This is a genomic window from Aeriscardovia aeriphila (assembly GCF_002259595.1).
GTDB classification, from domain to species: domain Bacteria; phylum Actinomycetota; class Actinomycetes; order Actinomycetales; family Bifidobacteriaceae; genus Aeriscardovia; species Aeriscardovia aeriphila.
This window is the reverse complement of record NZ_MWWU01000001.1, coordinates 108,220-133,929: the sequence shown is the minus strand read 5'-3', so window position 1 is coordinate 133,929 and position 25,710 is coordinate 108,220. Positions and strand designations below refer to the sequence as shown.

25 protein-coding genes and 2 tRNA genes are annotated in these 25,710 nt (G+C 52.4%); 16 read left to right on the top strand and 11 right to left on the bottom strand.

Annotated elements, in window-relative coordinates:
- Positions 1-152 precede the first annotated feature (152 nt).
- The 10 genes from AEAE_RS00555 (at position 153) to AEAE_RS00510 (ending at position 10,352) form a co-directional block, all read left to right on the top strand.
- Positions 153-228, top strand: a tRNA-Glu gene (locus AEAE_RS00555).
- A 57-nt stretch (positions 229-285) separates the two neighbouring features.
- Positions 286-357 (top strand) — tRNA-Gln (locus AEAE_RS00550).
- Between the two features lie 185 nt (positions 358-542).
- Complete coding sequence (locus AEAE_RS00545) at positions 543-1,019, top strand: hypothetical protein (RefSeq protein ID WP_094689232.1); 477 nt, start codon at positions 543-545, stop codon at positions 1,017-1,019.
- A gap of 75 nt (positions 1,020-1,094) precedes the next feature.
- On the top strand, positions 1,095-2,654 hold the full coding sequence (locus AEAE_RS00540) for a metallophosphoesterase family protein (RefSeq protein ID WP_094689231.1): 1,560 nt from the start codon (positions 1,095-1,097) through the stop codon (positions 2,652-2,654).
- A 222-nt stretch (positions 2,655-2,876) separates the two neighbouring features.
- Positions 2,877-4,226 (top strand): UDP-N-acetylglucosamine 1-carboxyvinyltransferase, encoded by a 1,350-nt coding sequence (gene murA, locus AEAE_RS00535; protein WP_420809202.1) that lies wholly within the window; start codon positions 2,877-2,879, stop codon positions 4,224-4,226.
- 69 nt (positions 4,227-4,295) lie between these two features.
- Positions 4,296-5,300, top strand: a complete 1,005-nt coding sequence (locus AEAE_RS00530) for a lysophospholipid acyltransferase family protein (RefSeq protein ID WP_094689230.1) — start codon at positions 4,296-4,298, stop codon at positions 5,298-5,300.
- A 94-nt stretch (positions 5,301-5,394) separates the two neighbouring features.
- The gene (locus tag AEAE_RS00525; protein WP_094689229.1) at positions 5,395-6,387 is read left to right on the top strand and encodes an NAD(P)H-dependent glycerol-3-phosphate dehydrogenase; all 993 of its coding nucleotides are present in this window, start codon (positions 5,395-5,397) and stop codon (positions 6,385-6,387) included.
- Between the two features lies 1 nt (position 6,388).
- Positions 6,389-7,519, top strand: coding sequence for a D-alanine--D-alanine ligase family protein (locus AEAE_RS00520; protein WP_179373191.1), 1,131 nt, complete (start codon positions 6,389-6,391; stop codon positions 7,517-7,519).
- A gap of 153 nt (positions 7,520-7,672) precedes the next feature.
- Positions 7,673-7,870, top strand: coding sequence for a 50S ribosomal protein L28 (gene rpmB / locus AEAE_RS00515; RefSeq protein ID WP_094689227.1), 198 nt, complete (start codon positions 7,673-7,675; stop codon positions 7,868-7,870).
- 82 nt (positions 7,871-7,952) lie between these two features.
- Positions 7,953-10,352: an ATP-dependent DNA helicase RecG gene (locus tag AEAE_RS00510; protein WP_094689226.1), complete on the top strand. Its 2,400-nt coding sequence runs from the start codon at positions 7,953-7,955 to the stop codon at positions 10,350-10,352.
- Positions 10,353-10,491: 139 nt separating this feature from the next.
- On the opposite strand, the gene AEAE_RS00505 is transcribed toward AEAE_RS00510, so the two are convergent.
- The 6 genes from AEAE_RS00505 to AEAE_RS00480 all read right to left on the bottom strand — a co-directional run bounded on the left by AEAE_RS00505 (position 10,492) and on the right by AEAE_RS00480 (position 14,763).
- Positions 10,492-11,097, bottom strand: coding sequence for a nitroreductase family protein (locus AEAE_RS00505; protein WP_094689225.1), 606 nt, complete (start codon positions 11,095-11,097; stop codon positions 10,492-10,494).
- Between the two features lie 329 nt (positions 11,098-11,426).
- A complete protein-coding gene (locus tag AEAE_RS00500) occupies positions 11,427-12,101 on the bottom strand; it encodes an RsmD family RNA methyltransferase (RefSeq protein ID WP_094689224.1) in 675 nt (224 codons plus the stop codon).
- Positions 12,102-12,363: 262 nt separating this feature from the next.
- Positions 12,364-12,768, bottom strand: a complete 405-nt coding sequence (locus AEAE_RS00495; protein WP_094689223.1) for a pyridoxamine 5'-phosphate oxidase family protein — start codon at positions 12,766-12,768, stop codon at positions 12,364-12,366.
- Positions 12,769-12,883: 115 nt separating this feature from the next.
- A complete protein-coding gene (gene trmD / locus AEAE_RS00490) occupies positions 12,884-13,786 on the bottom strand; it encodes a tRNA (guanosine(37)-N1)-methyltransferase TrmD (protein WP_094689222.1) in 903 nt (300 codons plus the stop codon).
- Positions 13,787-13,864: 78 nt separating this feature from the next.
- On the bottom strand, positions 13,865-14,404 hold the full coding sequence (gene rimM / locus AEAE_RS00485) for a ribosome maturation factor RimM (RefSeq protein WP_094689221.1): 540 nt from the start codon (positions 14,402-14,404) through the stop codon (positions 13,865-13,867).
- A gap of 116 nt (positions 14,405-14,520) precedes the next feature.
- Entirely contained in the window at positions 14,521-14,763 is a 243-nt protein-coding gene (locus AEAE_RS00480) for an RNA-binding protein (RefSeq protein WP_094689220.1), read from the bottom strand.
- A 458-nt stretch (positions 14,764-15,221) separates the two neighbouring features.
- Here AEAE_RS00480 and AEAE_RS00475 point away from each other — a divergent pair, with 458 nt between their 5' ends.
- Positions 15,222-15,698: a hypothetical protein gene (locus tag AEAE_RS00475; protein ID WP_094689219.1), complete on the top strand. Its 477-nt coding sequence runs from the start codon at positions 15,222-15,224 to the stop codon at positions 15,696-15,698.
- Between the two features lie 49 nt (positions 15,699-15,747).
- Entirely contained in the window at positions 15,748-16,509 is a 762-nt protein-coding gene (locus AEAE_RS00470; protein WP_094689218.1) for an ATP-binding cassette domain-containing protein, read from the top strand.
- A gap of 663 nt (positions 16,510-17,172) precedes the next feature.
- On the opposite strand, the gene AEAE_RS00465 is transcribed toward AEAE_RS00470, so the two are convergent.
- The gene (locus tag AEAE_RS00465) at positions 17,173-17,949 is read right to left on the bottom strand and encodes a hypothetical protein (protein WP_094689217.1); all 777 of its coding nucleotides are present in this window, start codon (positions 17,947-17,949) and stop codon (positions 17,173-17,175) included.
- Between the two features lie 390 nt (positions 17,950-18,339).
- On the opposite strand from AEAE_RS00465, the gene AEAE_RS00460 reads away from it, so the two are divergent.
- The 3 genes from AEAE_RS00460 (at position 18,340) to AEAE_RS00450 (ending at position 21,191) form a co-directional block, all read left to right on the top strand.
- Positions 18,340-19,092, top strand: a complete 753-nt coding sequence (locus AEAE_RS00460; RefSeq protein ID WP_179373190.1) for a response regulator — start codon at positions 18,340-18,342, stop codon at positions 19,090-19,092.
- Complete coding sequence (locus AEAE_RS00455; RefSeq protein ID WP_094689215.1) at positions 19,089-20,483, top strand: sensor histidine kinase; 1,395 nt, start codon at positions 19,089-19,091, stop codon at positions 20,481-20,483. The genes AEAE_RS00460 and AEAE_RS00455 overlap by 4 nt, the downstream gene beginning before the upstream one ends.
- Positions 20,484-20,591: 108 nt before the next feature.
- Entirely contained in the window at positions 20,592-21,191 is a 600-nt protein-coding gene (locus tag AEAE_RS00450) for an ABC transporter transmembrane domain-containing protein (protein WP_094689214.1), read from the top strand.
- A 66-nt stretch (positions 21,192-21,257) separates the two neighbouring features.
- On the opposite strand, the gene rpsP is transcribed toward AEAE_RS00450, so the two are convergent.
- The 4 genes from rpsP to AEAE_RS00430 all read right to left on the bottom strand — a co-directional run bounded on the left by rpsP (position 21,258) and on the right by AEAE_RS00430 (position 24,278).
- Entirely contained in the window at positions 21,258-21,695 is a 438-nt protein-coding gene (rpsP, locus tag AEAE_RS00445; RefSeq protein WP_094689213.1) for a 30S ribosomal protein S16, read from the bottom strand.
- 132 nt (positions 21,696-21,827) lie between these two features.
- The gene (locus AEAE_RS00440) at positions 21,828-22,187 is read right to left on the bottom strand and encodes a hypothetical protein (protein ID WP_094689212.1); all 360 of its coding nucleotides are present in this window, start codon (positions 22,185-22,187) and stop codon (positions 21,828-21,830) included.
- A 17-nt stretch (positions 22,188-22,204) separates the two neighbouring features.
- The gene (locus AEAE_RS00435; RefSeq protein ID WP_244569566.1) at positions 22,205-23,083 is read right to left on the bottom strand and encodes an ATP-binding cassette domain-containing protein; all 879 of its coding nucleotides are present in this window, start codon (positions 23,081-23,083) and stop codon (positions 22,205-22,207) included.
- A gap of 1 nt (position 23,084) precedes the next feature.
- Positions 23,085-24,278: an ROK family transcriptional regulator gene (locus AEAE_RS00430; RefSeq protein ID WP_094689211.1), complete on the bottom strand. Its 1,194-nt coding sequence runs from the start codon at positions 24,276-24,278 to the stop codon at positions 23,085-23,087.
- 236 nt (positions 24,279-24,514) lie between these two features.
- On the opposite strand from AEAE_RS00430, the gene AEAE_RS00425 reads away from it, so the two are divergent.
- Complete coding sequence (locus AEAE_RS00425) at positions 24,515-25,684, top strand: substrate-binding domain-containing protein (RefSeq protein WP_094689210.1); 1,170 nt, start codon at positions 24,515-24,517, stop codon at positions 25,682-25,684.
- The last annotated feature ends 26 nt before the right edge of the window (positions 25,685-25,710 follow it).

The window sequence follows — 25,710 nt, the reverse complement described above, 5'->3', positions numbered from 1 at the left end:
ATCAGGCTGTGCCGCTCTGCGCTGCGTGTAGTGAATGCGCAGCGCAGAGCGGTCTCTTTCGACACGCCGAAAGAGAAATCGCTTGCGCTCCTGCTGGACTATCGGTATAGTCTTTCTTTGTTGCCTCGCCAGCGAGGTGAAAAAGTGAATATGCCCCCATCGTCTAGCGGTCCAGGACATCGCCCTCTCACGGCGCAAACAGCGGTTCAAATCCGCTTGGGGGTACCAATGCTTCGGCGTTTCCTTTGCATGAAAGTGCTACAGTAAAACGCTGGAACATTCCATTGGGGTGTGGTGTAATTGGCAACACAGGTGATTCTGGTTCATCCATTCTTGGTTCGAGTCCAGGCACCCCAGCGAAGGAAACCCGAGAGCTCAGCTCCCGGGCTTTTTTATTTTCAGCTACCGTGCAGCTTCTCAGCTTCTCACCCGGTCTCTCAGCTTCTCACCCGGTCTCTCAGCTCTCGCCCAGTCTCTTGGCCTTCAATCTGGCCTCTCAGGCATAACCCCATTCTGTAGAAAGCCCGAACTAGGCTAGAAGTATGACTTATGTTGAACAAACACGCAGCATCTACACTGCTAAGTCCCTTTCCACCTTCACCGGAGAAGATGGCGCACAGCTCGTCCTCGAAAACTCCCAAATCCGTTACGTGGCAGCTGGCGAAAACAAGCGCGGCGAGCGCGTCGTTCCTAAGCAGAACGCACCTCGCTTCGCCGACCTCAACCCTCGCGTGGCCGCAGCCGAAGGCAACAACACTGCCGTCGCCGACTACGACGTGGCTGACCTGACCTACTTGAGCGCCGAATATGACACCGAAACCGGCATCATCACCGTTTCCGCCAACATCGACAACGACGTGTTGTGGGAAGTTGAAGCAGGTACCAGCCCATCCCAGGCTCGCAAGGCCGAAGAGTTCTGCAACCTCGTCAACCAGCGCGTGGCAGCACCGAAATACGCCATCAACGACTACAACGAAATGCTGCACACTGCTGTCGAAGATCAGGAAATGTACCGCTGATAATCTCAAAAAATTCTGCTCGCCTTCAGCTTTCTGCCTTATGCTCGTAACAGATAAGGCAGAAAGCAGGTGTGTATGAATTCGCCAACAATGTCGTCCGCAGGCCACCTTCCCAACGCAACAAGCGTTTCGATGCGCCTGGGACGCCTCCAATTTCACCGATCTGGTAAGTTCCGCGTGCTGCAGGTCGCCGACATTCAAGAAGGCGTCAAAGTTTCCGCGGATATGATCCACCTGCTGCAAAAGGCGTGCGATGAAGCCCGCCCTGACCTCGTCATCTTTACCGGCAACCAGATCAAAGGCTACGACAAAGCTTTCGCCCCCACCTTCCGCAACCGCAGGTGGGCAAGCGGCTGGAACGGCGCCTATTCGGCAACAGTCCAGGTAGCTGGCGGTGCGGCAGGCACGCTGAAAAAGGCGATGGCTGGCAACCAGCCGGAAGCTGCCGGCGCCTCACGCTTGCCGGTTGACCCTCTCGAACACACGCGCAAGCTCGTGCGTGAACAGGCCGAACAGTTTTTGAAGCCTCTGATCGAGCGTCACATTCCTTTTGCCATCACGTACGGCAACCATGATTTTCAGTGCGGACTCTCGACTGCTGAGCTGGACGCCATCTACCGGCAATTCCCCGGATGCCTGAACCCAGAAGTGGGGGAGAAGCACAGCGTGGCAATCTCAGGCCAGTATGTGCCGGCCAGCGGGATGAGCCGCCAGGTTGCGTACGGTGTGGAGCCAGGAACTTTTGCCCTGCCCGTGTGGGATTTGCCGAACAACACGGCTGAGGACCTCTCGGTTCGTGTGGCACGCGCGGTGTACCATGGTGCAATCCCGTCCCAGGCGGAGGCCCAGCAAGCCCAGGAAAATAAGGATGATGCCCCGGTGCTCAACTTGGTGGTGCTCAATTCTGGCGATTACGCGCGAGAGGGTGGTTATGGTACGCCCAGTGAGCGTGCTCTTGAATGGCTTCGCCAATTGCCCCAGATTATCAGCACAGACCAGTCGGCTGCATCTGCCATCCCGGCTGCGCTCTTCCAACATTTCCCACTACCGCAGTATTACGATCTGCTGCTGCGCGTCGAGCCAACGCATGACGGTGCCATTCAGGGCTACCGTACGCATGGGCAGAATTGCTATGTTCTCAACCCGGAGCTGGTTGAGGAAGGCTCGAAGCTCGGGGAAGGAATTTCCTGCCCGGATGAAGATTGCGGCGAATATGATATTCTGCGCGCCACGCATGTAGGCGCGATTTTCACTGGCCACGACCATCGCAATGCTTTCGTGGGACGTTTGCCGAAGAGCTCAGTGAAAATGTGCGCGACACCAACCTCGGGTTTTGGTTCGTACGGTCCGCCTGCTGCTGAGCGCGCGATCCGACTCGTCGAGTTCGACATTCGCCACCCGGAATCTCCCCGTACGAAGCTGCTGTACTTCGCTGATATTGTGGGCGAAACTCCGGGTTCGCGCTCGGTGTACACCTTCGTCAACAGCCATGTTCCCGTGAATGTGGCGCAGACGAAGGATGCTTTGCGCAAGTCGGGCAAAGTGGCGAAGAAGGCTGCTGGCGTGGCTGCCGGGCTGGCTTTGCTCGCCGGTGCGCTGACGGCTGTGGGTGCGCGCTTGCGCGGTAAGAAATAGCAGCCGAGAGGTGCGCCGCTGCCGCCGCCGCTCGCACACTGCTCTTCTCATGCTGTGTGCTAATTCGTCGTTCCTATGTGCACGATGCTGAAGTTCACGGTAAGGTGAGAAGGAATAGTTTCTGCGCGCGTGCCAGAAACGACTAAAGCTTAGACGCAACCTTAACCGAGTACCAATCCGAGTACCAATTCAAGGGGAATCGGCTTGAGGAAGGGGCTCACTATGGCCGAAAATACGGCTATGCAGTTCGATGAAAACGACACTGATATTCTCAAGGTGTGGGGCGGCAAACCGCTGAAAGGCACCATTGAGGTTCGCGGCGCCAAGAATTTCGTGAGCAAGGCAATGGTGGCTGCTCTGCTGGCACCAGGCACCTCCGTTTTGCGCAATGTCCCCGCAATCCGCGACGTTCGCGTCGTCTCCGACCTCCTGCGCCTGCACGGCATTACGGTAGATTATCAGCCTGAAGAAGGCGTCGTGACGATCGATGCCTCCGACGTTTCCCGCGCTGATGTCGCCGACGTGCACACCCTCTCCGGTTCTTCTCGCATCCCGATCCTCTTCTCCGGCCCACTGCTGCACCGTTTGGGCGAAGCATTCCTGCCGAGCCTCGGTGGTGACATGATCGGCAACCGCCCGATCGACTTTCACCTGGCCACCTTGCAAAAGCTTGGCGCAGTGGTAGATAACACGTACAAGGGCGGCACGCATATCACCGCTCCTCACGGCCTGCATGGCGCTCAAATTCACCTGCCGTACCCGTCGGTGGGCGCTACCGAGCAGACTTTGCTCGCTGCCGTCCTCGCTCAGGGTAAGACGGAGTTGACGAACGCTGCTGTGGAGCCAGAAATCATGGCTTTGGTTGCTGTGCTGCAGAAGATGGGCGCCATCATTTCCGTCGACGTGGACCGCACTATCCGCATTGAGGGCGTCGACCACTTGGAGCCTTACTCGCATCGAGCGCTCACCGACCGCATCGAAACCGCATCCTGGGCTTCGGCAGCTTTGGCTACTCGCGGCGACATTTTCGTCAAGGGTGCTGAGCAGGAGACGATGATCACCTACCTCAACGTTTTCCGTAAGATCGGTGGCAAGTTTGAGGTTCGCGACGACGGCATCCGCTTCTGGTACCCGGGTGGTGAGCTCAACCCAGTGGCCATCGAAACCGACGTTCACCCTGGTTTTATGACAGATTGGCAGCAGCCATTAGTCTGCGCTTTGACACAAGCTAACGGCCTGTCGATTGTTCACGAAACCGTGTACGAGAACCGTTTCGGCTTCACTGATTCACTGATTCGCATGGGCGCAAAAATCCAGCTGTACAAAGAGTGCTTGGGTTCTCTGCCGTGCCGCTTCCGTCAGAGTAACTTCGTGCATTCGGCCGTCATCATGGGTCCTACTCCGTTGCACGGTGCTGACATTGATGTTCCTGATATCCGTGGTGGTTTCAGCCATCTGATCGCCGCTCTCGCCGCTGATGGCATGAGCACCGTTCACGGAATTTCGCTGATCGACCGCGGTTATGAGAACTTCCGCGGGAAGCTGCGTGCATTGGGCGCCACGATCGAGTGAGCGGGCGTTGCTGATAGTGCCACGCTGATAATCTCAGTGTGTTATAGGAATGAGTGAGAAAGGCCAACAGTGGTATCTCCAGGCAAGCCTTCACCGGGTAGGTCTGTTCCAGCGTTGAGCGACGAGCAAGTGCGCCGTCTGTCGCGTCGCCATGCTCTGGTGGACCCGACGCACTATTTGTACGGGCGTCTGCACCAGCCAAACACCAAGGAAATCGAGGCCCAAAACCCCAAGCGAACCGAAAGGTTGCTCGCGGGAGTTGCTGCTGTGACGCGCATGCGTTCTCACTGCTATGCCTTCGGCGTGGAGCATATTCCACAAAATGGCGTGTTTATTACCGCTGCCACGCACGTCACGCAGATGGACGTGTTTGTGCCGATGATGACGCTGTTTCACTTGGGCCGTCGCCCACGCTTCATGGCGAAAGCTGAGCTGGCCAAATGGCCGTGGGTTGGCTCGGCTTTGCGATGCGTGGGCATGCAGCCTGTGGAGCGCAGGGGCGGTAAGGCCAAGGAAATTGAAGAGCAATCTATCAAGATTCTCACTTCGGGAAGGCCTCTCACCATTTTTCCTGAGGGCACGGTGAGCCGCGACCCGAAGAAGTGGCCGATGTCCCTCAAGCCCGGAATTGCTTACATTGCTTTGGAAGCGTCCCAGCGTTTGGGCTACCCTGTGCCGATTTTCCCTGCGGTGACGTGGGGTGGCGCATCCATCAACAACTTCTGGCCGTGGCCGCGCAAGAACATCATGCTCGGCATTGGTAAGGCTTTGGACTACTCTGACTTGCTCGTCGATGCAGCATCGTGGAAGGGTGAGCCGAGCAAGGAGGCTGTTGCTGAGCTCACCGAGCGAATCAGGCGCGCGATGGAGCTCATCATGGCTGAAATTCGTGGGGAGAACCCGCCTCAGGAAGGCATGTGGGATTACCGCACGATGAGCCGTGTTCCTCGCCCAGCTTTGAGCGCGGAGTATGAGATGGACACCGAGCGCCTCGATGAAACCAACCAGTTTGACGAGCCGCTCGTGCCGCGCAGTAAAGACCTCGGCGAAGGTGATGTCGCTGGAGAGGACTGAACTGCCGCTTGTTTGACTTGCGCCGGCCGACTGCAGCTTATGGCTGGTGTGAGCACGCGCCTATTCGTTAGCCCTGCCCACTACCATGGGAGGCATGACTAACGTTACTGTTCTAGGTGCAGGTGCATGGGGAACTGGCTTCGGCCGTGTGGTGGCTGACGCTGGTAATGACGTGACGATGTGGGCTATCGAGCCTGAGATCGTCGCTGACATCCGTGAAAACCATCAAAATTCCTATCGTCTTCCCGCAGCTGGTACTTTGCCAGCCAATATGACGGCAACCGGCGACCGTGCTGAAGCTGTGAAGAACGCCGAGATCATCGTTGTCGCCATCGCAGCGCAGTTCGCTCGTGTGGCCCTCCAGGAATTTAAGGATCTCATTCCTGCTTCCGCCATCGTCGTCTCGTTGATGAAGGGCGTGGAGAAGAACACTGGTAAGCGCATGGACGAAGTTGTTCGTGAAGCTCTTGACCTTCCTGCATCGCGTTTCGTTGCCGTTTCTGGCCCGAACCTTTCCAAGCAGGTTGCTCTGCGCCAGCCAACCGGTGCTGTTGTGGCTTCTGAGAATGATGATGCAGCTCAGGCTGTGGCTGACGCTTGCCGCACTGACTACTTCTACCCAGTAACCTCTAACGACGTGGTCGGTGTGGAAATGGCCGGCTCGCTCAAGAACGTCACTGCTTTGGCTGTGGGAATGAGCCATGGTGCTGGCAATGGCGAGAACACTGCAGGCGTCATCATGATGATGGGCTTGAATGAGCTCACCCGTTTGGGTGAAGCTGCCGGCGCTCAGGCTGAGACTTTCCAAGGCTTGGCAGGTTTCGGCGACCTTGTGGCTACCTGCTCGTCGCCACTGTCGCGAAACTACACTTTTGGCTTCAACCTGGGCAAGGGTATGAGCATTGAAGAGGCCACTGCAGCTTCTGACGGCGTTGCTGAAGGTGTTGCTACGACCGCTGCCGTGCTCGAGCTCGCTGGCCGTTTGGGTGTGAGCATGCCTTTGGCTGAGGCCATGAACCATGTGTTGAAGGATGGCTACTCCTTCCAGCAGATGTTCGCCGCTCTCATGAACGCACAAGGCGAGTGAGGTGAGCATGAAGCGCGTTGTCGTACTCTATGGTGGCCGCTCCTCGGAGCACTCTATTTCCTGCGTTTCTGCGGGTTCGGCCCTCAAGGCTATCGATCGTACTCTGTTCGAGCCGGTGGCCATTGGCATTACCAAGCAGGGCGAGTGGATTATTTCCAACACTGACCCTACGTCTTACTCTCTCGACTCTCTGCCCGAGCTCACAGCTGATGAGAAATCTCGCCCGGTGGTGATCGATTTCACTGCTCATGGCGATGGCTTCTTTGTTGGTGAGCCAGGGACGGTGGGTAAGCCGGTTTCTGAGCAGAACTTGCAGCCTTTGGGCCATGTTGACGCTGTTTTCCCGGTTTTGCACGGTTTGGGTGGCGAAGATGGCGCTATTCAAGGCATGCTGGAAACTTTGGGTGTTCCTTATGTGGGTTGCGGTATTTTTGCTTCCGCTGCTGGCATTGATAAGCGCTTTACCAAGGTGATTTTGAAGGCTGCTGGCATCCCGGTGGCTCCTGGCTTTGCCCTTGACGCTCGTACGCTGGACGCTGCAAGCCACTTTGAGGCGAATAAGGAACAGATCCTCGCGCGCGTGGAGAAGGAAGGCTTGGCTTTCCCGCTCTTTGTGAAGCCGGGTGATGGTGGCTCGTCTATTGGAGTTTCTCGCGTTGATAATCTGGAGGAGCTCCTTCCTGCCTTGTGGCTGGCAGCAGGCTACGACCATGAGATTATCATTGAGAAGTGCATCACCGCTCGCGAGATTGAGTGCGCCGTGCTGTCCTTGGACCAGACGGTTGAGCCTCAAACGGCATGGCCAGGTGAGGTGGTGAACGAGTCCGATACTTTCTACGATTTCGAGCAGAAGTACCAATCTTCTTCCACTTCTCACGCTCACGTTCCCGCCGACCTTCCTCAAGAGACTTTGCAGAAGGTACGTGACGTTGCTTCTCGCGCATTCACGGCTTTGAACGGCCGCGGTTTGATGCGTGTGGATTGCTTCGTCGAGCCAGACGGTACGGTGATGGTGAACGAGGTGAACACGATGCCTGGTTTCACCGCTATTTCCATGTGGCCGATGGCGTGGGAACATATGGGTTTGAGCTACACGGACGCGATTACTCAGTTGATCAACTCCTCGCTGTGAGCGCAAGTTCATGAACAGTTGAATGAGTCCGGCGTGTGCGCTAGTCTTGTTCCGTTGTGCCTGTGAGGGGTCATTGTACCTTGAGGGCATTCTGGCTTGAGTTTTCCGAGTGTTTGGCTAACGCCCGCTCGGCTTGTGGAAGGTAGGGGCAATATGTCTGCTCTTTGCGCTGTCTGCGGTAAGGGCCCGCAGACCGGTTACAACGTTTCTCATTCGCATCGTCGCACCAAGCGTCGCTTCATGCCAAACCTGCAGGTTGTGCGCGTGGACGCTGGCGAGGGTGCTTCCCTGAAGCTGCGCGTGTGCACCAAATGCCTGAAGGCTGGTAAGGTCCAGCGCGCTGCTCGCTGAAGTTCTCAGTGAACGTTTAACCCGAGGGGAAGCCCTCGGGTTTTTCTGTATGTGCTAGCCATGTGAATGGGAGGAGGAGAGAATGCGCCTTTCGTGGGAAATGCCCTTGGAAACTGCTCTGGGTAACAAGCGTAAAGCGACGATGCTCAAGCATTTTGGCTTGCGAACCGTTGCTGACGCGCTCACCTACTACCCCTTCCGCGTCACCGACCCTCTGCCGCTCACTTCTTTGCGCGATGCGGCGAGCGGCCAAGCTGTTGCTGTGCATGCGCGTGTGCTCTCCAGCCGTGCCGTTCCCTTTGCAGCACGGCGAGGAACCCGCGTCATCGCTGTGGTTGAAGATGATACCGCCACGGCGGAACTTGTGTTCTTCTCGCGCAACCAGGGGTATTCTTCCTGGATGCTCTCGCGCTTGAGTGCGAACACGGAGATTGTGTTCAACGGTTCCGCGAGCGTATACAACAATGTTTTGCAGTTCACTCACCCCGATATTCAGGTGATTGGCCACGACGCTCCCACCGCTCAGGCTGCTATTGACAGAGCAACGCGTCCGCGCCCGGTGTATCACGCTTCCGCTCGCTATTCGACCGACCGTATCCATGAGCAGATTGTGGGGCTTCTCACCGCACTCGCCCTCCAAGATGGGCTGATGGGCCAGGCCACTCCTGCGTCGACGAGCGTGAGCGAGGGTGAGCTTGCGCCTGCGCGCCCAGCGGAATTGGCGTGTGCTGCGAGCGAGCTGAGGGCTGCGAGCGAGCAGGCGATGGTGAGCACTGATAATCTGGAGAAATTCGAGAGCCAAAGCGTACCCAGCGTCTTGCCACAACAGATTCGCGAGAAAAACCAGCTGATGAGCCGCTTCCAAGCCCTCGTCGCCATTCACAACCCGCAAACCACGCAGGAATTTTATGAAGGCCTGCGCACCATGCGTTTCGAAGAGGCTTTCGTCTCGCAAACCAGCCTTTTACACCAACGCCGTCAAACCGAGGAAAAAGAATCCTTCCCTTGCCCCGAGCCTTCCCTTGCCACCGGCCTTACTGCGCAAGGAAAGCCCAGCCTTATGGCACGTTTGTGCGCGAGCTTGCCCTTCACGCTCACCCCAGGCCAGGAGCAGGTACTTCGCGAGATTAGCACTGACATGGCACTCACTCACCCTATGCAGCGCCTCCTGCAAGGTGAAGTGGGTTCTGGCAAAACCTTGGTCGCGCTGCTGTCGATGCTCCAAGCGGTTGATGCAGGCTACCAGGCAGTGCTTGTTGCGCCCACTCAAGTGCTTGCCGAGCAACATTATGAGAATATTCGCCAGCGAATCGCCCAGCTCGAGGGGGCAGACTTGCCACCAGTCGTGCTGCTGACGGGAGCGCTGAAACAGAAGGAAAAGCGAGAAAATCTCGCGCTCGTGGCCAGCGGCGAACCCTGCCTGGTGATCGCCACCCACGCGGCTTTTTCAACGCACTTCCAAGCCCCTCGCATGGCTTTAGCCATCATCGACGAGCAGCACCGCTTCGGCGTAGAACAGCGCGATACGCTGCTTTCTAAGGCAGAGCGCACCCCACACCTGCTGGTGATGACGGCAACACCAATCCCGAGAACCGCTGCAATGACGTGGTTTGGTGACCTCGAACTCAGCGAACTCAAAGGCCTGCCATCAGGACGCCAACCTATCCGCACGCACATCATCCCGGAAGCAAACGGGCCGCTGATGGCACAAGTCTTCCAGCATGTGCGCGCCAGAATCGAGCAGGGCGAACGCGCGTATATTATTTGCCCGGCCATCGATAGCACGAATAATGCTGCACACCGCGAACTGGCGTCCGGAGTGGAATACTTCACGGAAGACGAGGAAGATGCGGGCATGGATGCGCAGCATCCTCTGCATTCGGTGACGGAAATCCAAGAGAGACTTTCTGCACTACCGCAATTTGCTGGAATTAAGCTCGCCACTTTGACTGGCCGCGACGACGAAGACACGAAAAACCAGGTGATGGCCGATTTTGAAAGTGGTGCTACACCGGTGCTGGTGGCCACAACCGTGATCGAAGTGGGTGTGGATGTGAAGCAGGCGAGCTGCATCGTCATTTTCGATGCCAACCACTTCGGCCTCACCCAGTTACACCAGCTGCGTGGCCGCGTGGGTCGCGGTGGAACGCAAGGCTGGTGCTTCCTAATCTCCACCGCTGAACCAGGTAGTTTGGCCGAGCAGCGTTTGAAAGTGATTCAATCCTCACATGATGGTGCTCAGATCGCCCAAGCGGACATTGAATTGCGCGGTGTCGGTGATGTTCTGGGTGATGCGCAGAGCGGTGGGAAGAGTTCCTTCAAGCTGTTGCGCGTGGTGAAGGATGCGGCGATGATCGAATCTGCTCGTGAGCAGGCGCGTGACCTTCTCCAAGCAGATTCGAACCTGACAGCCTACCCGCAGCTCATGGGCGCAGTGTTGGACTTCTTGCGGGCGAACGAAAAGTACCTGACCAAGAGCTAAGCCGTCAGTACGCTAGACCGCTGGAGCGGTTTTCTGCTCACAACACAAAAAGCCGCGGGTAAAACCCGCGGCAATGCAAACAAAGATGCTTCTGTGCACTGATAATCTCGAGCAACAGAAGCCGGAGCTTAGAGCAAGCTCACTTGAGAACCTTGAAACGGTCTTCGAGAGAGACGTTATCCTGCTTCTCACCGGCAGGAGCCTTCACCTCGCCAAACACCATCTGGGAGACGAGCTGACGACCAGCAGGAATATTAAAGGCTGCAGCAACCTTCTCATCAATGAGTGGGTTGTAGTGCTGCAGGTTCACACCCAAGCCAGCTTCTTCCAAAGCAGCCCACACAGCAATCTGGAGCATGCCGATTCCCTCATCAGCCCACTGTGGGAAGTGATCTGCATAGAGTGGGAAGTTCTTCTGCTGATCAGCAACAGTTGCCACATCAGAGAAGAAGAGAACAGTGCCATGGCCTGCGGCAAAGCTGTCGAGCTTAGCGCCAGTCTTTGCCTTGGCTTCCTCGTCTGGGAGCATGGCGAAGAGAGTTTCACGAACGATCTGCCACAACTGCTGATGCTTCTCACCGAAGAGAACGACAGCGCTCTGAGTCTGTGCGTTGAAAGCGGATGGGATTGCCTCGACAGCATCCTTGACGAGCTGAGCGATCTCATCGTCGGAGATTGGGCTGCCAGAACCCAGTGCGTAAATAGAGCGACGATTCTTCAAAGCATTGATCACTGCGGATTCCATAAGTTCTCCTTCTGCCATGAATGTGGTATTGCTTGCCACATTCTCACACTCTCTTGCAGATAGCTGTTGAGTTCAGCGAAGAGTTGAATACCTGCTCCACTTCACCAGCCTCTAAGCTGTCTGTTTCTGTTGGTCAGCTTAGCGGGAGGAGCTGAACAAAAACTGTATTTTCGCCTAAATCAGAAACTAAAAGTTTTCGGGAATAAATCTGAAAAGCGGGACCTTGAATTGCCGGCAGTTTGCTGCAGTATTGTCACAGTTCTCCGATTATGCTCGGTGGTGATCTCAATTCTTTCTCAAAATTCCCGACTTTCAGCCCTAGCCAAGGCTCACAAGCTTTCTGCTCGCACAATGTAATAGATAACTGTTTCTCCATATTTCTTGCTTTGCTCAATGCTCCACCCATCGGGAGGCATCGGAATTGCAGTACGAGACGAGCGTTCCGCTACAATTTCACACACTGAGGAAAGCCTTCCCGTCTGTGCCAGATCGGCCATTAACTGGTTAAATGCTTCATCCGAGAAAGCGTAAGGAGGGTCAAGAAACACGAGATCCCACTGTTCTTGCTTTTCAGAAAGCTCGCTCGCCTCCTGGGAAGGGAGCTCGCCAGAAGGTAGCGTTGAGAGGGATTTCTGAGGGGAATCTATGCGGGGAGAAGCCAAGTACGCCACAAAATTCTGCGCATTCATCCGCCGAACGCTGGCTTGCATATGAGAAGAATCCCACGCGCCTAGTTTACGCATACGACGCAGGGCATCATTCAATAGCGCATAAGCTTGGGAAGAATTATCGACGAGCACCAGCGAGCATGCACCTCGTGACAGCGCCTCAAAACCAAGAGTGCCCGTACCTGCAAAAAGGTCAAGCACAGCAACACCGTCCAGCATATTCTCCGACTCAAGATGCGAGAAAATCCCCTCTTTGGCACGGTCTGTCGTTGGCCGAGTCCCCGCATGAGGAGCTTTCACCTCAAAACCCTTGAAAATGCCAGAAATTAGGCGCATGCTCGTCCTCCTTCACTTTCTTCAGATTATCAGTACGGCAAACCGGAACACCACTGTCCTGTTTTTTTCTCGCCACTATGCACAGCGTCGTGTTTGTCATTTGAGATTATCAGATTGTCATTATCGTTTTCCTGAATAAGGAAGGAGAGCGCTGATAAAACAAATAGGGGGGGGGGAGCTTCGCAAGAAAGCTCCCCTCAGCGTGAAAGTGAAAAAACGTGCGACGAAAGTTGTATCGCAACCTCATCGCATGCTAATAATCTCAGCCTTCCACGAGCAAGGTGCCAGCCTTTGGACCAGCGTCGAGAAGCTCAACGCGGCGGACTTCCATCACTGGAACAACCTCTGGATGCTTGAGACCATGCTCATCAGCGAACTTGATGGCATCTGCATAAATGTCATCATCCTTGTGCAAAACAACATCGCCCTTGAAACGGAAGCCCTTCTTCGTTGCCAAGTTAGCAACAGCGATGACGAGCTTGCCATTAGCGCGCAAGTTTTCCAAAGTCTGACGAGCAGTGCGCTCATAGTACATAATGTGAGAATCATCGAGAACCGTCAACGACATCTTAGGGCCGACATCTGGGTTTCCGTTCTCATCAACAGTTGCAACATAGCCAAGATTGTCCTTGATCATGGCCTTCATTTCTTCAGTGAGTGTGACCATTCTCTCTCCCTTCTACGAGGCACAAACCTACGCCTCTATTTTAAGGTTCGCAGGGGGAGCAGGTAAATTGCCACGCCTTCAGCTGAAGCAACTCGCTGGACTCAGGCCTCAATTCCTACTTGCGCGCACGACGAGGATGGTCCCCACTCACATCCCACCCCAAGCTCATGAGAAGCTTGCGGTCAGCTTTATCCAAAGAATGAGTATCTAACTTCTCGATAAGGTCCGGGCGCACAGCATTCGTCCGCACTAACTTTTCATCACGACGAAAACGATCCACCTTCGCATGGTCTCCCGACGTCAAAATCGGCGGCACAGACAAGCCTCGCCATGTCGTCGGACGAGTAAACTGACGATGCTCCAGCAGCGGCTCACCCGTATACGACTCATCCACAATCGAATCAGGGTTACCCATAAATCCAGGAATCAAGCGCGTGATAGCCTCAATCATCACGCAGACGGCAACTTCACCACCGTTGAGAACATAATCACCGAGAGAATACTCTCGAACATCCACTCCTTGAGCCGCATAATACTGCCCCACACGAGCATCAATACCCTCGTAACGGCCGCACCCAAACACAAGATGGTGGTGGCGAGACAATTCCTGAGCTGCAGCCTGAGTAAAAAGCGGAGCTGAAGGGTCCGGGAAGATTAACACCGGTTTTTCATCATCCGCGGGTGAAGAAGAAGGCTGATAATCTGGAGCGTAGCCAGAAGAAAAAGACGACGCGAGGTCAGCAGTAGCATTCGCCATAGCTTGAGCAGAAGCATCCACAGTGAGCGCAGGCATACCCAACAGCTCATCCAAGCACGAAGCCCAAATTTCCGGCTTCATCACCATTCCAGCCCCGCCGCCGACAGGAGTGTCATCGACAGAATGGTGCACGTCGTGAGTCCAATCACGCAGATTGTGAGCGCGTACCTCAACAAGCCCATCAGCCTGAGCTTTCCCCAGAAGCGAGAGGTTCAAAATGCTGAAGTAGTCAGGGAAAACGGAAACAATATCAAGAAGCATAGGTAATCACTTGTCACAATGGGTAAGAAGGCCGGCAAACAAACAAACTCACAGGATGCGCCAGAAAAAGAGGCGTCCTCAGTGTTCTTGCAACAAACCTGCAGGCGGGTCCAGAGTGAGAATACGATTGTCCAAATCAACATCAGGAACAATCGCCTCTACATAAGGAACTAATGACTCATGGCCCTGAGGTTCGCGCACAACGAGCAGCAATTGGGCTGGAGCTTCCTGAACGTCCGTCACCTCACCCAGGTTCGTGCCGTCAGCCAGTTGAGCGCGCATGCCGATGAGGTCTTCGTAGTAAATACCCTCGTCAACATCGTCTTCTTCGCTCTCATTCTCATAAGTTTGCTCAGCGTAGAGAGTTGTTCCGTTGAGAGCTTCGGCTGCGTTTCGGTCACTCACGCCGGAAAACTTGAGAATCCAGCGACGTTTGAACTGGCGGGCTGAGCGCACCCGGTACGTACGACCTCCGCCGTCGACAAGCTCAGAGCCGCGAGCAAAACGCTCGTCAGGAGAGTCGGTGTAAGAGAGAACATTGACTTCACCGTGCAAACCTTGAGCTCGGCCTATCACGCACACGCGAACGAGGTTCTCGAGATTATCGGTACGAGGCATACACTCCCTCACAATTGGGCGACGATTGACAAGACTGGATGGCATAAGGATGGTAATAGGGGTGGCGTGATCGGCGTTACCAGGATTATTCCTTATTGCCAAGCATCTCGCGTATTTTATCGACGAGAGCGACGGTTATCCATGATGTCGACGCGCACATGCTCACCAGCAATGGCGTCAACGACAGTGCGCAAAGCAGTAGCAGTGCGTCCGCCACGGCCAATCACACGGCCAATATCCTCCGGGTTGACGCGCACGCGCAACATTTCGCCGCGAGAAGTGTCGATGTCACGAACGGACACATCGGCAGGGAAATCAACGATATTGCTAATCAGGTGCTTCAGTGCTTCAGCTAGCATGTTCTTCCTTTCGCCCACTAACTCTTGTCATTCTACTCATAAAGAAGTTGCCATTCTACTGGCTTGCGGCGAAGAGAAAGGGGAGAGGAACTATTTTGAGCATATGCGGCTGTCATTTTTTCCTCTGCTAGTGCCGGCTTCACGATAACGATCTGGTTGGGAAGGCGTTTCACGTGTAACGTCACATGGCCGTATACGGCGATAACAAATGTACTGCATCATTTCTTGTGAAGTATATTGCGAGAAAACAGACACTGATTTCTTGAGTACGAAGAGGCAACGTAGCCTTTTGACGTGAAGGAACTTCTAAGCCAGGGGAGGAGGGATTTCACAATGACAGCTAGCGTAGGGCAGGCACGGCCATTTCATTATTTTATTCTGTGCATGCGCTTTTCATTCCTCGCGGATGTGCTGCCCCTAGTGCTCTTGTGCTCACTATGCCGTACCAGGAGCTTACTGTGAAGCAACACATGAAGTTGATGGCGCAGGTCGATCCTCCTCTTCCCCAAGAGCAGAGCTCAAGATTTCCAGTATTGCTGAAGGCAATGGAAGAAGAACTTAGTCCTTATCGGAAGGCGCGTATCAACCATGTATCGGGTTCTGTAAGGAATGTGGTCATGATGTGGGAAATCGCTCATCTCAACCGGTCGGTGTATTTCTTTGGTCCGTCTTTTTCTTCTACCGCTGAAAGGAAAGACCGTGCTGACCTTCTGGCTGACATATGTGCTGAGCGAAGAAAGGAAAAGAGCATTGCAGTGGTGAGTGTTAACAACCTTAATGAGATGCAGCATTTTCCCTCTGCTCGTTTCATCAATCTTGACAATCATGGAAACATCGTGCTGACAGGTATTGTCAGCGAAACATTTAGCGATAAACAAGGGAAACTTTCGGAAGAAATATTCCGAGATAGATGTGGGAAACCACCTGTTGCTTAACGAAACAACAGATATAGCTAACAAACCAACACCAACATCAGGAGGAAAAATGGTACGTCCGGTATTCCAAGTTTCGCAAATTCCCTTCGCTCATGACTGTGTAAATCTCGTTATTGGTCGAAATGGAATTGGAAAAACAACTCTTCTGGATACGCTTGCTGGCGAGATTGATGAGAACGGAAACGATACGCAATCAGTTCGACCCAATACGGCATATATCACTCAGAACCATGGCTTATTTGAATCGCTGACTGTGAGTGAACAAATCGATATTATTCGGCAGATCGATGGCATTTCTGGGCCGGAAGCTGCGGGGAATTCTCCCGATGTGCTGAACAAGCTTATTCAAATTCTTGAGCCTCACCGGAAAACTCGGATGGGAATGCTGTCGGGAGGTCAAGCCCAGATTGTCAGCGTGTGGAGCGCATGCATGTTGAACCGAGAACTGTACCTGTTCGACGAGCCGCTTTCAGGAGTCGACCCTTACAATGCTACCCTCATAGCTGATGCCATCACGTCACTCTTGCCCACTCCAGGTAGTGATTCTCAGCAACTGCAGAAAACGATGCAGAGGACAGTTGTTGTCACCCTCCACAGCATGGAACAAATTTTCCTCTTCGGTGACCCTTGGCTCATCATTGTGAGCGACGAAGGTATGCGTGGTACTGGTTTGACGGAACAGGGGAGTATGGAAGAGCAGGCTGGGCTGTCTACACCTCGTATTCGCGCGGGGAAAGCTTCCTCATTCCTCAAGAGGGAGAATGCGCATCAGTCGTCAGACATTTTCCGCAATCTGCTTGGGCAAGAGTGAACCTCCTCTGAAGGTTTGACCAAAGGGAACCAACTGTTTAATATCTCCTCAGAGATGATTCTGAAGTATTAGTCCCAGGTTGGTTTGGCTATAAATGCAGCACAGACTATATCTCTGGATCAGCAGGTATTCTTCTTGCTTTCCACAGTATTTCTGAAGAAGGCAGTTGGAGTGAGTGGTTTCCACTGCATTCATCTAAGTTAAGATTATTTGCTATGTATGCGTAAAACTGCTCCCTGATAATCGAACGGATATGAAATCGATCGATTATCAGGGAGCAGTTCGTATTTTAGGTTTGGAGGTCTCTATAACTCGAATTAGGATTATCGGCCGATCTGTTGCTCGAACAGTTTGTTGGAGGTTTCTGTGCGGGTGAGTGAGAGCAAGGTTAAAGCTGTTCGTTTGTATTGGAAGTTAGGTGCGTATTCCCATACTGTGAATCAGTTGGGTTATCCTCGTTTGCATGTTTTGCGAACTTAGGTGAAAACTCGAACACGTAAGGGGATTGTGTCTCGTCGTGTTAGTAAACGTGTCAGGGCAGAACGTGTCACGTATGCTGCTCACTTTCAATTCATAGGTACTATCAGGCTTGTAAGTCTACAAATGAACCGCATCTGAATTAGGATGCGGTTCAACAAGGTGTTTTCTATCCACTGATCATGCTTAAGCTCTCTTAAGCAGAGGTCTTAGCGGAAGGTGTTTTATTGAGATAATGCTCGAAAGTATCGAAAGGATGATCACAAAGCAGTTCCCCATAGATAGAGGAATGATTTTCATACTTGCCGTCGACAGCAAGAACGATTGAACATTTTGAGTGAAATATACAGGGTTCAATTGCAGAACAAATGTTAGGAAAGGATGAGACCCCTCTTTCGGCAGATTAAAGAGTATCAAGAGAATTACTGAAATAACTGCGGCAGAGCTACTTGCAGTTCCATAAGATAGGGCCAGAGGCAATAGGAAGAAAGAGAGAATGAATGTTGCAAGTGGTATACCAATTGCAACTGCTAGGATGAGCTTCCAATTGAAATAGTTTGTTAGGGACATGCCTAGTATGCTCAACAGTACCGATTCGGCAGTAGAAACTAGGGATTGCCCAAGGATGAGTCCCATGATAAATGGTCTGGGAGATCCAAAAAGATGAGTGTGAGTAAGGAGAATTCCTTCTTGTCTGCTGCTGACAAGGTAGGAGATAACTAAGTTCATTACAGTTGTCAGGCAGATATAAGTAGTGAACTGGAAAATGATCCTCGCAGAGGTGGAATCGCTGATTAGTTGCTGAGGTGTATTGAGAACTGTAAAAATTAGTACTGCGCTTGGAAGAATGAAGTTAATGAAAATCGCAGTGGTCTCAAACCGAGCATCAATGAGAAAGATTCTCAATTCAAGAGCAATTTGCTTGATGAATGTTGTATTTACTTGATATAGATTCGTTCTCATTGATCCTCCTATATGTTGATTCAGGGGTGTAACTCAATTTCTATAGGCAGATGATACTGACAAAGCTTTTAACTACACTGCCCTTGCCGACGTTTACATCGACGCTACTGCTGCTTGAACTGCTGCTTGATGAGCTGCTACCCATATCTCTAATGTGCTGATTTACACTGCTTGTGGACGCTGGCAGTTGTTGCAGAGATAGGATTCTATTCATTGGATTTCTCCTTTCAGTTGGATGTTGTTTTATCAGTGTGGCTTGTTATATCGTTGCTTCAAAATCACTGTCTGTTTTTCTGCACAATCTGTAAGTGTGACGGTAGCAAGAAGCTAAGCTGAAGAAGGAAATAGCAGGGAATTTTCTAGATGGTGGCGGCGAGCAGCTGGCATAGCGTGGCAACTGATTACAAGCCAAGGAATTGGCGACGAGCAGCTGGTAAGAGAGAAGGCACGATGAGCAAGGAAATCACACTGGGATTGATCGATAATGACCCGCTGAGCCTTGTCGCGTTAAAAAACCTTATTTCTCAAGCTTTGCCGCAAATCAAGCTCGTATGGGCTGTGAGTGAACCGCTTCGGGCCCAGCAACTTGCTCTGAGCGCGAGTTCAGCTCGGCATCCTACAATTCTGCTCACCGACATGTCCATGCCAGGCCTTGATGGCATTGATCTGACGAAGAAAATCCGGCTTCATGATCCTTCAATGTGGATCATCGCCATGACGTCTTTTCCCTTGGAGCAGTATCGCGATTCAGTGGCACACGCTGGAGCTCAAGCTCTCGTTTCTAAAGGTCAGCCTGCAGCTTTGCTCGCCTTACTTTCCCAGATTGTCACTGCACTGAGGGATTCCTCAACTAATGCTCATAAAACGGCTGAAAGCGTCACACTGGAATCAAGTTTTCTCCTTCCACGCCAAGCATTCGAACGGTTAGCGCAGAATTCGCGAGCTCGAGGGATAGAAACTTTTACAGAAGTAGAAAACTGTATTGCCCGATTGTGCTCGGAAGGCTATTCCACGCCAGAAATTCAGAAAGAGCTCGGTGTGAGCAACGGAACAATAACCACTCACATCAAACGTATGTGTGAGAAAGTGGGGGCGAAGAACCGCGTACAAATGGTTGCACTGTGGGTGAAAGGTCAAAAATGAGAAAGCTCGCGGAACAGCTGTTCCCACATGCGGGTATTCGGCATGCTGAACAGAAGGCAGAAAAGAGTAACAATCGCCATATTCAGAACAAGAGTGAACAGCCAATTTCTGATGCTTCGTATTGGAAAATGGTAAACACTATTAGCGTTATCGCAGCTATAGTGCTTCTCATCTATGAAATTACCATTTACGTGATGAGCCCTGCTCCCCTCAACGTTGAGCATCTTCTTCCTGCTCTCCTGCTCATGGGGTTAACATTCGGGCTGACGTGGAGAACATACCCTTTCGCGATGCTCTTTTTGAGCGTATGGAGCATTGTAGCTTCAATGCCGACCTTCAATGGCGCTGCTTTTATTCTGACTGCTCTTTCTTGCATCGTCATGATAATCGTGAATTGCTCCGGCAAGGAGCTCCTTTTCTCCTTCTGTATTCCGTTACTGCTCCTCACCGTCTCGATGGGCGTATTGGTAAGTCGCAATGTTGTCCCTTCTTACCAGATTCGCGATGCAGTGCTGCAATTAATGGGGTATATTTTCCAAGCTGCGCTTCTAGGAATGTTAATACGCAACATCCAGCGGCTTATGCAGGTTCGCGTTCAGGCGGCTCAATTGCAGGTGGAGAAACAGCGCGCTGAGCAGTTGGAACGTAATGTCCGCTTGGCGAGTCAAATGCATGATGGGTTGACTAATGATCTTTCTTTCATTGCCACCATTGCATATTCCCATATTTTGCAAGAGCGATCCTTCACTGCAAGTGAAGAAACGGGACAAGAGAATACAGCAATTTCGCTTTCATCTCCATCTTCACCGTCGTCTTCACCTTCATCTCAGTCTTCGCCGTCGTTAGGAAACTCTCAGCTTGCCACTTCTTCTGATTGGCAACATGTGTACGACGAAGCTCAGGACGCTCTTGATAAAGCTCACTTCGCTATTGATCGGCTTCGTGGTAAGCCAGAGCCTGTTGATGAAGTAGCTGATGCTCGTGGGCCATTGCAGCAAGCTGTGCCGCGCATTGCGAACCGGGAAAAAGCGAAGCTGGATGCTCTTGGGTTTGCTAGCACTGTTGATGTTGAGCTTGCTGGAATTCCTGACACTATCAGTGTTCGGGCTCGCCAGGAGGTTATTCAGCTGGTGACAGAGGTTTTCGCTAATATTCGCCGGCATGCTTCTGTTGACGGTACGTACTCTGTTTCTCTTCTCTTCGCTCCCGATTGTCAGGCTCTGAAACTCGTTGCGATGAACACTCTTTCTTCGCGAAGTCGTGGTGGTAAGTCGGGTAGGGGTTTACAACTGCATCAGCATATTATTGAGCAACTGGGTGGAAGCCTCGAAACTTCTATCGACGATGATGTGTGGATTGTTCGAGCAACAATCCCTCTGCTTGCCGAATAACTTGTTTATTGGCTGCTCCAGATTGCCACCCTGTCTATACCTATTGTGAAAAAAACAGACACTCATTTCCTTTCGCCCTCGCCAACTGCGCATAATGGCTGGCATCAGATGGATGAGGGGAAGGAGCAACACGTGTTTGCTCAACTGCGAGAGTTTTACCGTCAACCTACCGTAATAGTAGGTGTCCTTATTGGAGTGATAGCAGGCTTGATGGGAGCAACTATGCCTCTCTTCGTCAGGTCAGCTGTCGTGCAATGGTCAGACTCTCGTCAGCTTATTGCTTACACTGCTTTGGGCTGTGTTGCACTTCTCTTATCCTCTGTGTTGATCTCTGTTTCCACTTATCTGCTCTCTTCGAGCGCAGATAAGTGGATTATTGCGCTGCGTATTCGTCTCTTTCGTCATGTTTTAGCTCTGCCATTGGCTTATCATGACCAACGCGAAAGTGGAGAAGTCAGTAGTCACATTATTTCTGACATCACACTGTTGCGTACTTTTGTGGCAGCGGTGCTTCCTCGCTCTCTTGCTGGTGGGCTTGCTGGCATCGTCATGGTGACGATGATTGCTTTCTTTGATTGGCCAACGCTTCTCTTCCTTCTCGTTTCGCTTGCACTCCTCATCGGGTGCATGAGTGTGTTGATGAATAACTACGAGAAGTATTCAGAACAAATGCAAAAAGGCGCAAGGCAGAGGAAAGTATGCGCATAAAGGTGAATATACAAAAACTGCTCGTAACGATTTCTCGCTACGAGCAGTTATAACGTCAGAAGAGACTCACTCAGCAGACTCTTCAGAAGCTTCGGAAGAATCTTCCTTCTCAGCTTCCTGCTTTGCCTTCTCAGCAGCTGCGGACTTTGCAGCCTTGAGCTTCTGAGCCTCGAGCTCTGCCTTTTCCACAGCTTCAACAGCAGCGGACTTCACGGCTGGCTCGCGGTAGGTGCCCTCTGCACCTGGAAGGTGCTTGAAGGTCTGCCAGTCACCGGTGATCTTCAACAGCACGAGGACTGGGTCAGAAGGCTGAGCGCCGACAGACAGCCAGTGCTGAATGCGATCGGACTTGACGTGGATGGTCGAAGGCTGGGTGTTTGGATCGTAGGTGCCGACCTCCTCGATGACGCGACCGTCACGCTTTGCGCGCTGATCGACCACGACGATACGATAGAAGGCGTAGAACTTCCTACCCATACGCTTAAGACGAATCCTGGTTGCCAAAATTGGCTCCTTATCTGTTTAGAGCGCGGATTGCCGCTCCTTGTGGGTGAAGGTGCGTCGTCCACTTCTCCCCATGCTGACAGGTTTGAGGGCTCCTTCAACATGGACAACAACTTGGAAGTATACCTCATTTCATGGACGCGAATGCGTTTGCTTTCTCATTTCACGTTCGTGCTTTTTCAGTTCTCTCGCCTTTTGTTCAGCAGGGTGGAACACAAACCAGCGCGTGGTACCCCATGTGTGGATTGCAGGAATCTTGGCGATGGCAATCCCAAGAAGTGTGCCTAACAAAATAAGCCAGCTGGCAAGGTCATAGCGAGCGACGAGCAAGAGAACAAAGACGCATAAAACGAGCGTTCCTAAGCTCTTTTGCCAGGTTTGCTGTTGCTTATCCATCTGCTCAACCCGCCACGGCAGAAAACCGTAAATGATGCCAGCAACAACGCCGGCCAATGCCACGACGATGGTAATCACAATTTCGAGCGTGCTCACTGAGCAACCTGCCTTTCTCAACTGTCCTCATCGATCATTTCGTCGTTATCGTCACTCTCCTCGTAGGCATTGGAGCGCTCGATGAGGCGATGCTGATGAATGAGTCCGTCAACTTTCGGATTATCAATAATGCTATGGAAAGTGTCACTCTGCGCGCTCACGCCTGCAATTTCAGCAATTACTTCTTCGTAACTCGTCTCTTCGACGCGATGTATCGCGCGGACAGTTCCTTGGCGCAGAACAATGATGGTGTCGCACACAGCAAACACATCAGGCAGATCATGCATCACCATGAGCACCGTCTTTCCTTGGGAACGCAGGCTGCTCAAGTATTGCAACACTTCTCCGGTCTGCATGACGGAGAGTGAGTTGGTGGGCTCGTCGAGCAAAATAAGAGATGGATCGCTGAGCAGGGTTCGTGCAATGGCAACGGTTTGCCGCTGGCCGGAGGATAAACCTTCCATATCTCGGCTCACTTGCACTGCAGAAGTCAAGGTTTTCAGAGCTACTCGTGCGCGAGAAAACATAGTACTGTCATCGCGTAGCCCGTACTTATCTTTCAGCTCGTTTCCTAAAAACAGATTGGCAGAAACAGAGAGATTATCACAGAACTGTGGCTCTTGAAACACAGATGCAATGCCCGCATTATTCGCTTCTCTAATGGAGGAGAAAGATACTTCTTTTCCTTGAAACGCAATCGTTCCTGAGCTGGGCTTGAGCAGGCCAGAGAGGATTTTCAATAGTGTTGATTTTCCAGCTCCGTTGTCGCCAACGATGGCAACTAGTTGATGAGGTTCAACACTGAACGAAATGTGGGAGAGGGCGTCGATGCCCCCAAAGCGCATGGACAGATCGTTGACTTCTAATAATGCTGGAATGTAGTGAGAATACGTCATGTCACTTCTTCCCTTGAAGGAAACCCGGAGAGTGGACTGTGGAATCGAGATGCTCCAATGCATAGATTGCAGCTCCACGTGCTGGGCTTGTTTCTAAGTACCTCGCAGGTACAACCTCAATAGGGGTTAAGGCGTTGGGGAAGAGTAGCCTTCGCAACGCTTCAGCAAAAGGATCAGTGAACACTTCCTTTGCGCGTGCGAGAGTTCCTCCGACAACGACGAGTTCAGGGTCGATACTGATGCACAAGTTTGCAGTGACAGTGCCAATGCGCACTGCGGCATCAGAAATGACGCGGCGGCAGCCGGGGTCGCCTTCAATAGCTTTATCGACGAGAGAATCCAGCGTGAGGTTTCCGTGGGTAATGCTCAACAGGGAAACGAGCCTGCGCTCGTTGACGACGGTGTTGAGGCAGCCTCTATTTCCGCATGCGCAGATATCTCCGAGAGGATCAACTTGGATGTGACCTATTTCTCCAGCCATTCCTGTGACCCCACGCATAAGAAGACCGTGGGAAATGATACCTGCTCCCACTCCGGAGTAAGAACTGCCGACGTAAATGAAGTTTTTCTTTCCTGCTGCTACACCGACGCGAGCTTCGCACAGTGCGGCGAAATTGGAATCGTTGTCGACGAAAACGGGAACGTGGAACACTTTAGTGAGCGGTGTGATGACGTCGATGCCTTCCCAACCGGGAAGAATTCCTGGAATGGCGATCGTTTTCTCGCGGTAGTTCACCGGTGCGCTCAGCCCAACGCCAATAGCTTTAATTTCATCGGGTTGGGCGCCAATGGTGGTGAGTGTTTCGTTGATCAAGCGCATTGCTCGGTGCAAAGTGTCATCAGGCTTGTGCCCAAAAGCGAGAGGAAGTGTGTGTTCTCCCAGGCTTGCGCGGGTGAAGTCGAGAATGACGAGGTGCAGCTGACGAGTTGAGATTGTCAGTCCTATAGAAACGCCCTCTTGACGAGCGAGTTCAACTTGGGTTGCTCGCCTACCGTTCCTGATGGTGTTGCTCGTGGTGAGTTCGCCTTCGTCGGCCATTTGGCGCACAAGGGTAGAGATAGTGCCGGCTGACAGGCCGGTGAGTTCAGCAAGCTCTACCTGAGTCATAGCTCCGAACTTATAAAGGGAGTCTAAAAGTTTGGCTTTATTTGCCTCCCTTAAAGACTTGTGTGAGCCAAAAAATCCTGAGGGCATACGTTGATTGTAGCTGAATACAAGCAGAAAAGCAGTAAAACTATAGGAATTCCTTCGTTGTGGCAGTGAAGAAAAGGCAAGGATAAAGGTAAAGACAGCAGGGAATGTATTTAAAAACAGAAGTTAAAACTTTTGGAATAAAGATATTGACTTTGGGAACTAAATACAATAAGCTTTTATCAACCGGGAAACCGGAGGATCAATGAAGATCAATCCCTCAATGGTGAAGGAGAAACATGAAGCTCGCAAAGAAGATGATGGCACTGCTGGCAGGAGCAGCAATGTGCTTTGGTCTCGCAGCGTGTGGCTCAACTCGAGGCGGTGGCTCTGCAAAGGGTGACGGCGCAAAGATCGAGAAAGGCGCAACAATCGGCATCTCTATGCCGACGAAGTCTGAGGAACGCTGGAATAAGGACGGTAATAACCTCAAGGCAAAGCTCGAGAAGGCTGGCTATAAGGTTATTCTTTCCTTCGCTGATGATAAACCAGCACAGCAGAACGCTGATATCGAAAACATGGTGAACAACAACGCCAAGGTCGTTGTTGTTGCTGCCAAGGATGGCACCGCAGTCGGCCCAGCAGTCGAAAAAGCTCGTGATGCGGGTGCTAAGGTTATTGCATATGACCGTCTGATTATGAACACGGACGCCGTCGACTACTATGCAACCTTCCAGCTCGAGCAAGTTGGTGTGTTGGAAGCTAACTACATCATCGACAAGCTTGGTTTGAAGGATGGCGCAAAGGGCCCGTTCAACATTGAGCTGTTCACCGGCTCTCCAGATGATAACAACGCCAAGTACTTCTTCAAGGGAGCATGGGATCTGCTTCAGCCATACTTTAAGAGCGGCCAGTTGGTGTCCCCATCTCGCCACGGCGGCGGTGTCACCAAGGACTTCAAGCTCAGCCAGTGGCAGGCCATTTCGGTTCAGTCGTGGAAGACGGAACAGGCACAGAAGGACATGGAATCCATCCTCGACTCCACTTATGCACACGGCGAGAAGCTCGATGCAGTTCTCTCTCCATATGACGGCATCACAATGGGTGTGATCAATGCTATCGAAGCAAAGCGCCCTGATATGAAGCCTGGCACTGATACTTGGCCAGTGATGACCGGCCAGGATGCCATGGAGATTGCCATCGCTAACATTGCAGCAGGCAAGCAAGCAGAAACCGTGTTCAAGAACGTCAACGAACTGGCTGATGCTGTCTACAAGATGGTTGTTGAGATTGCTGAGGGCAAGGAAGTTTCCGGCATCAACGGCAAGTTCAACAACGGCAAGATCGATGTTCCTTCCAAGCTCTTGGATCCACAGAACATCACCAAGGATAACCTTGATGACCTCGTCAAGGCTGGCTATGTGACGCAGGCTCGCTTCGACGAGCTGGTCAATAGCTTGAAGAAGTAATAGCTCACCACTTTGAAGAACCGGGT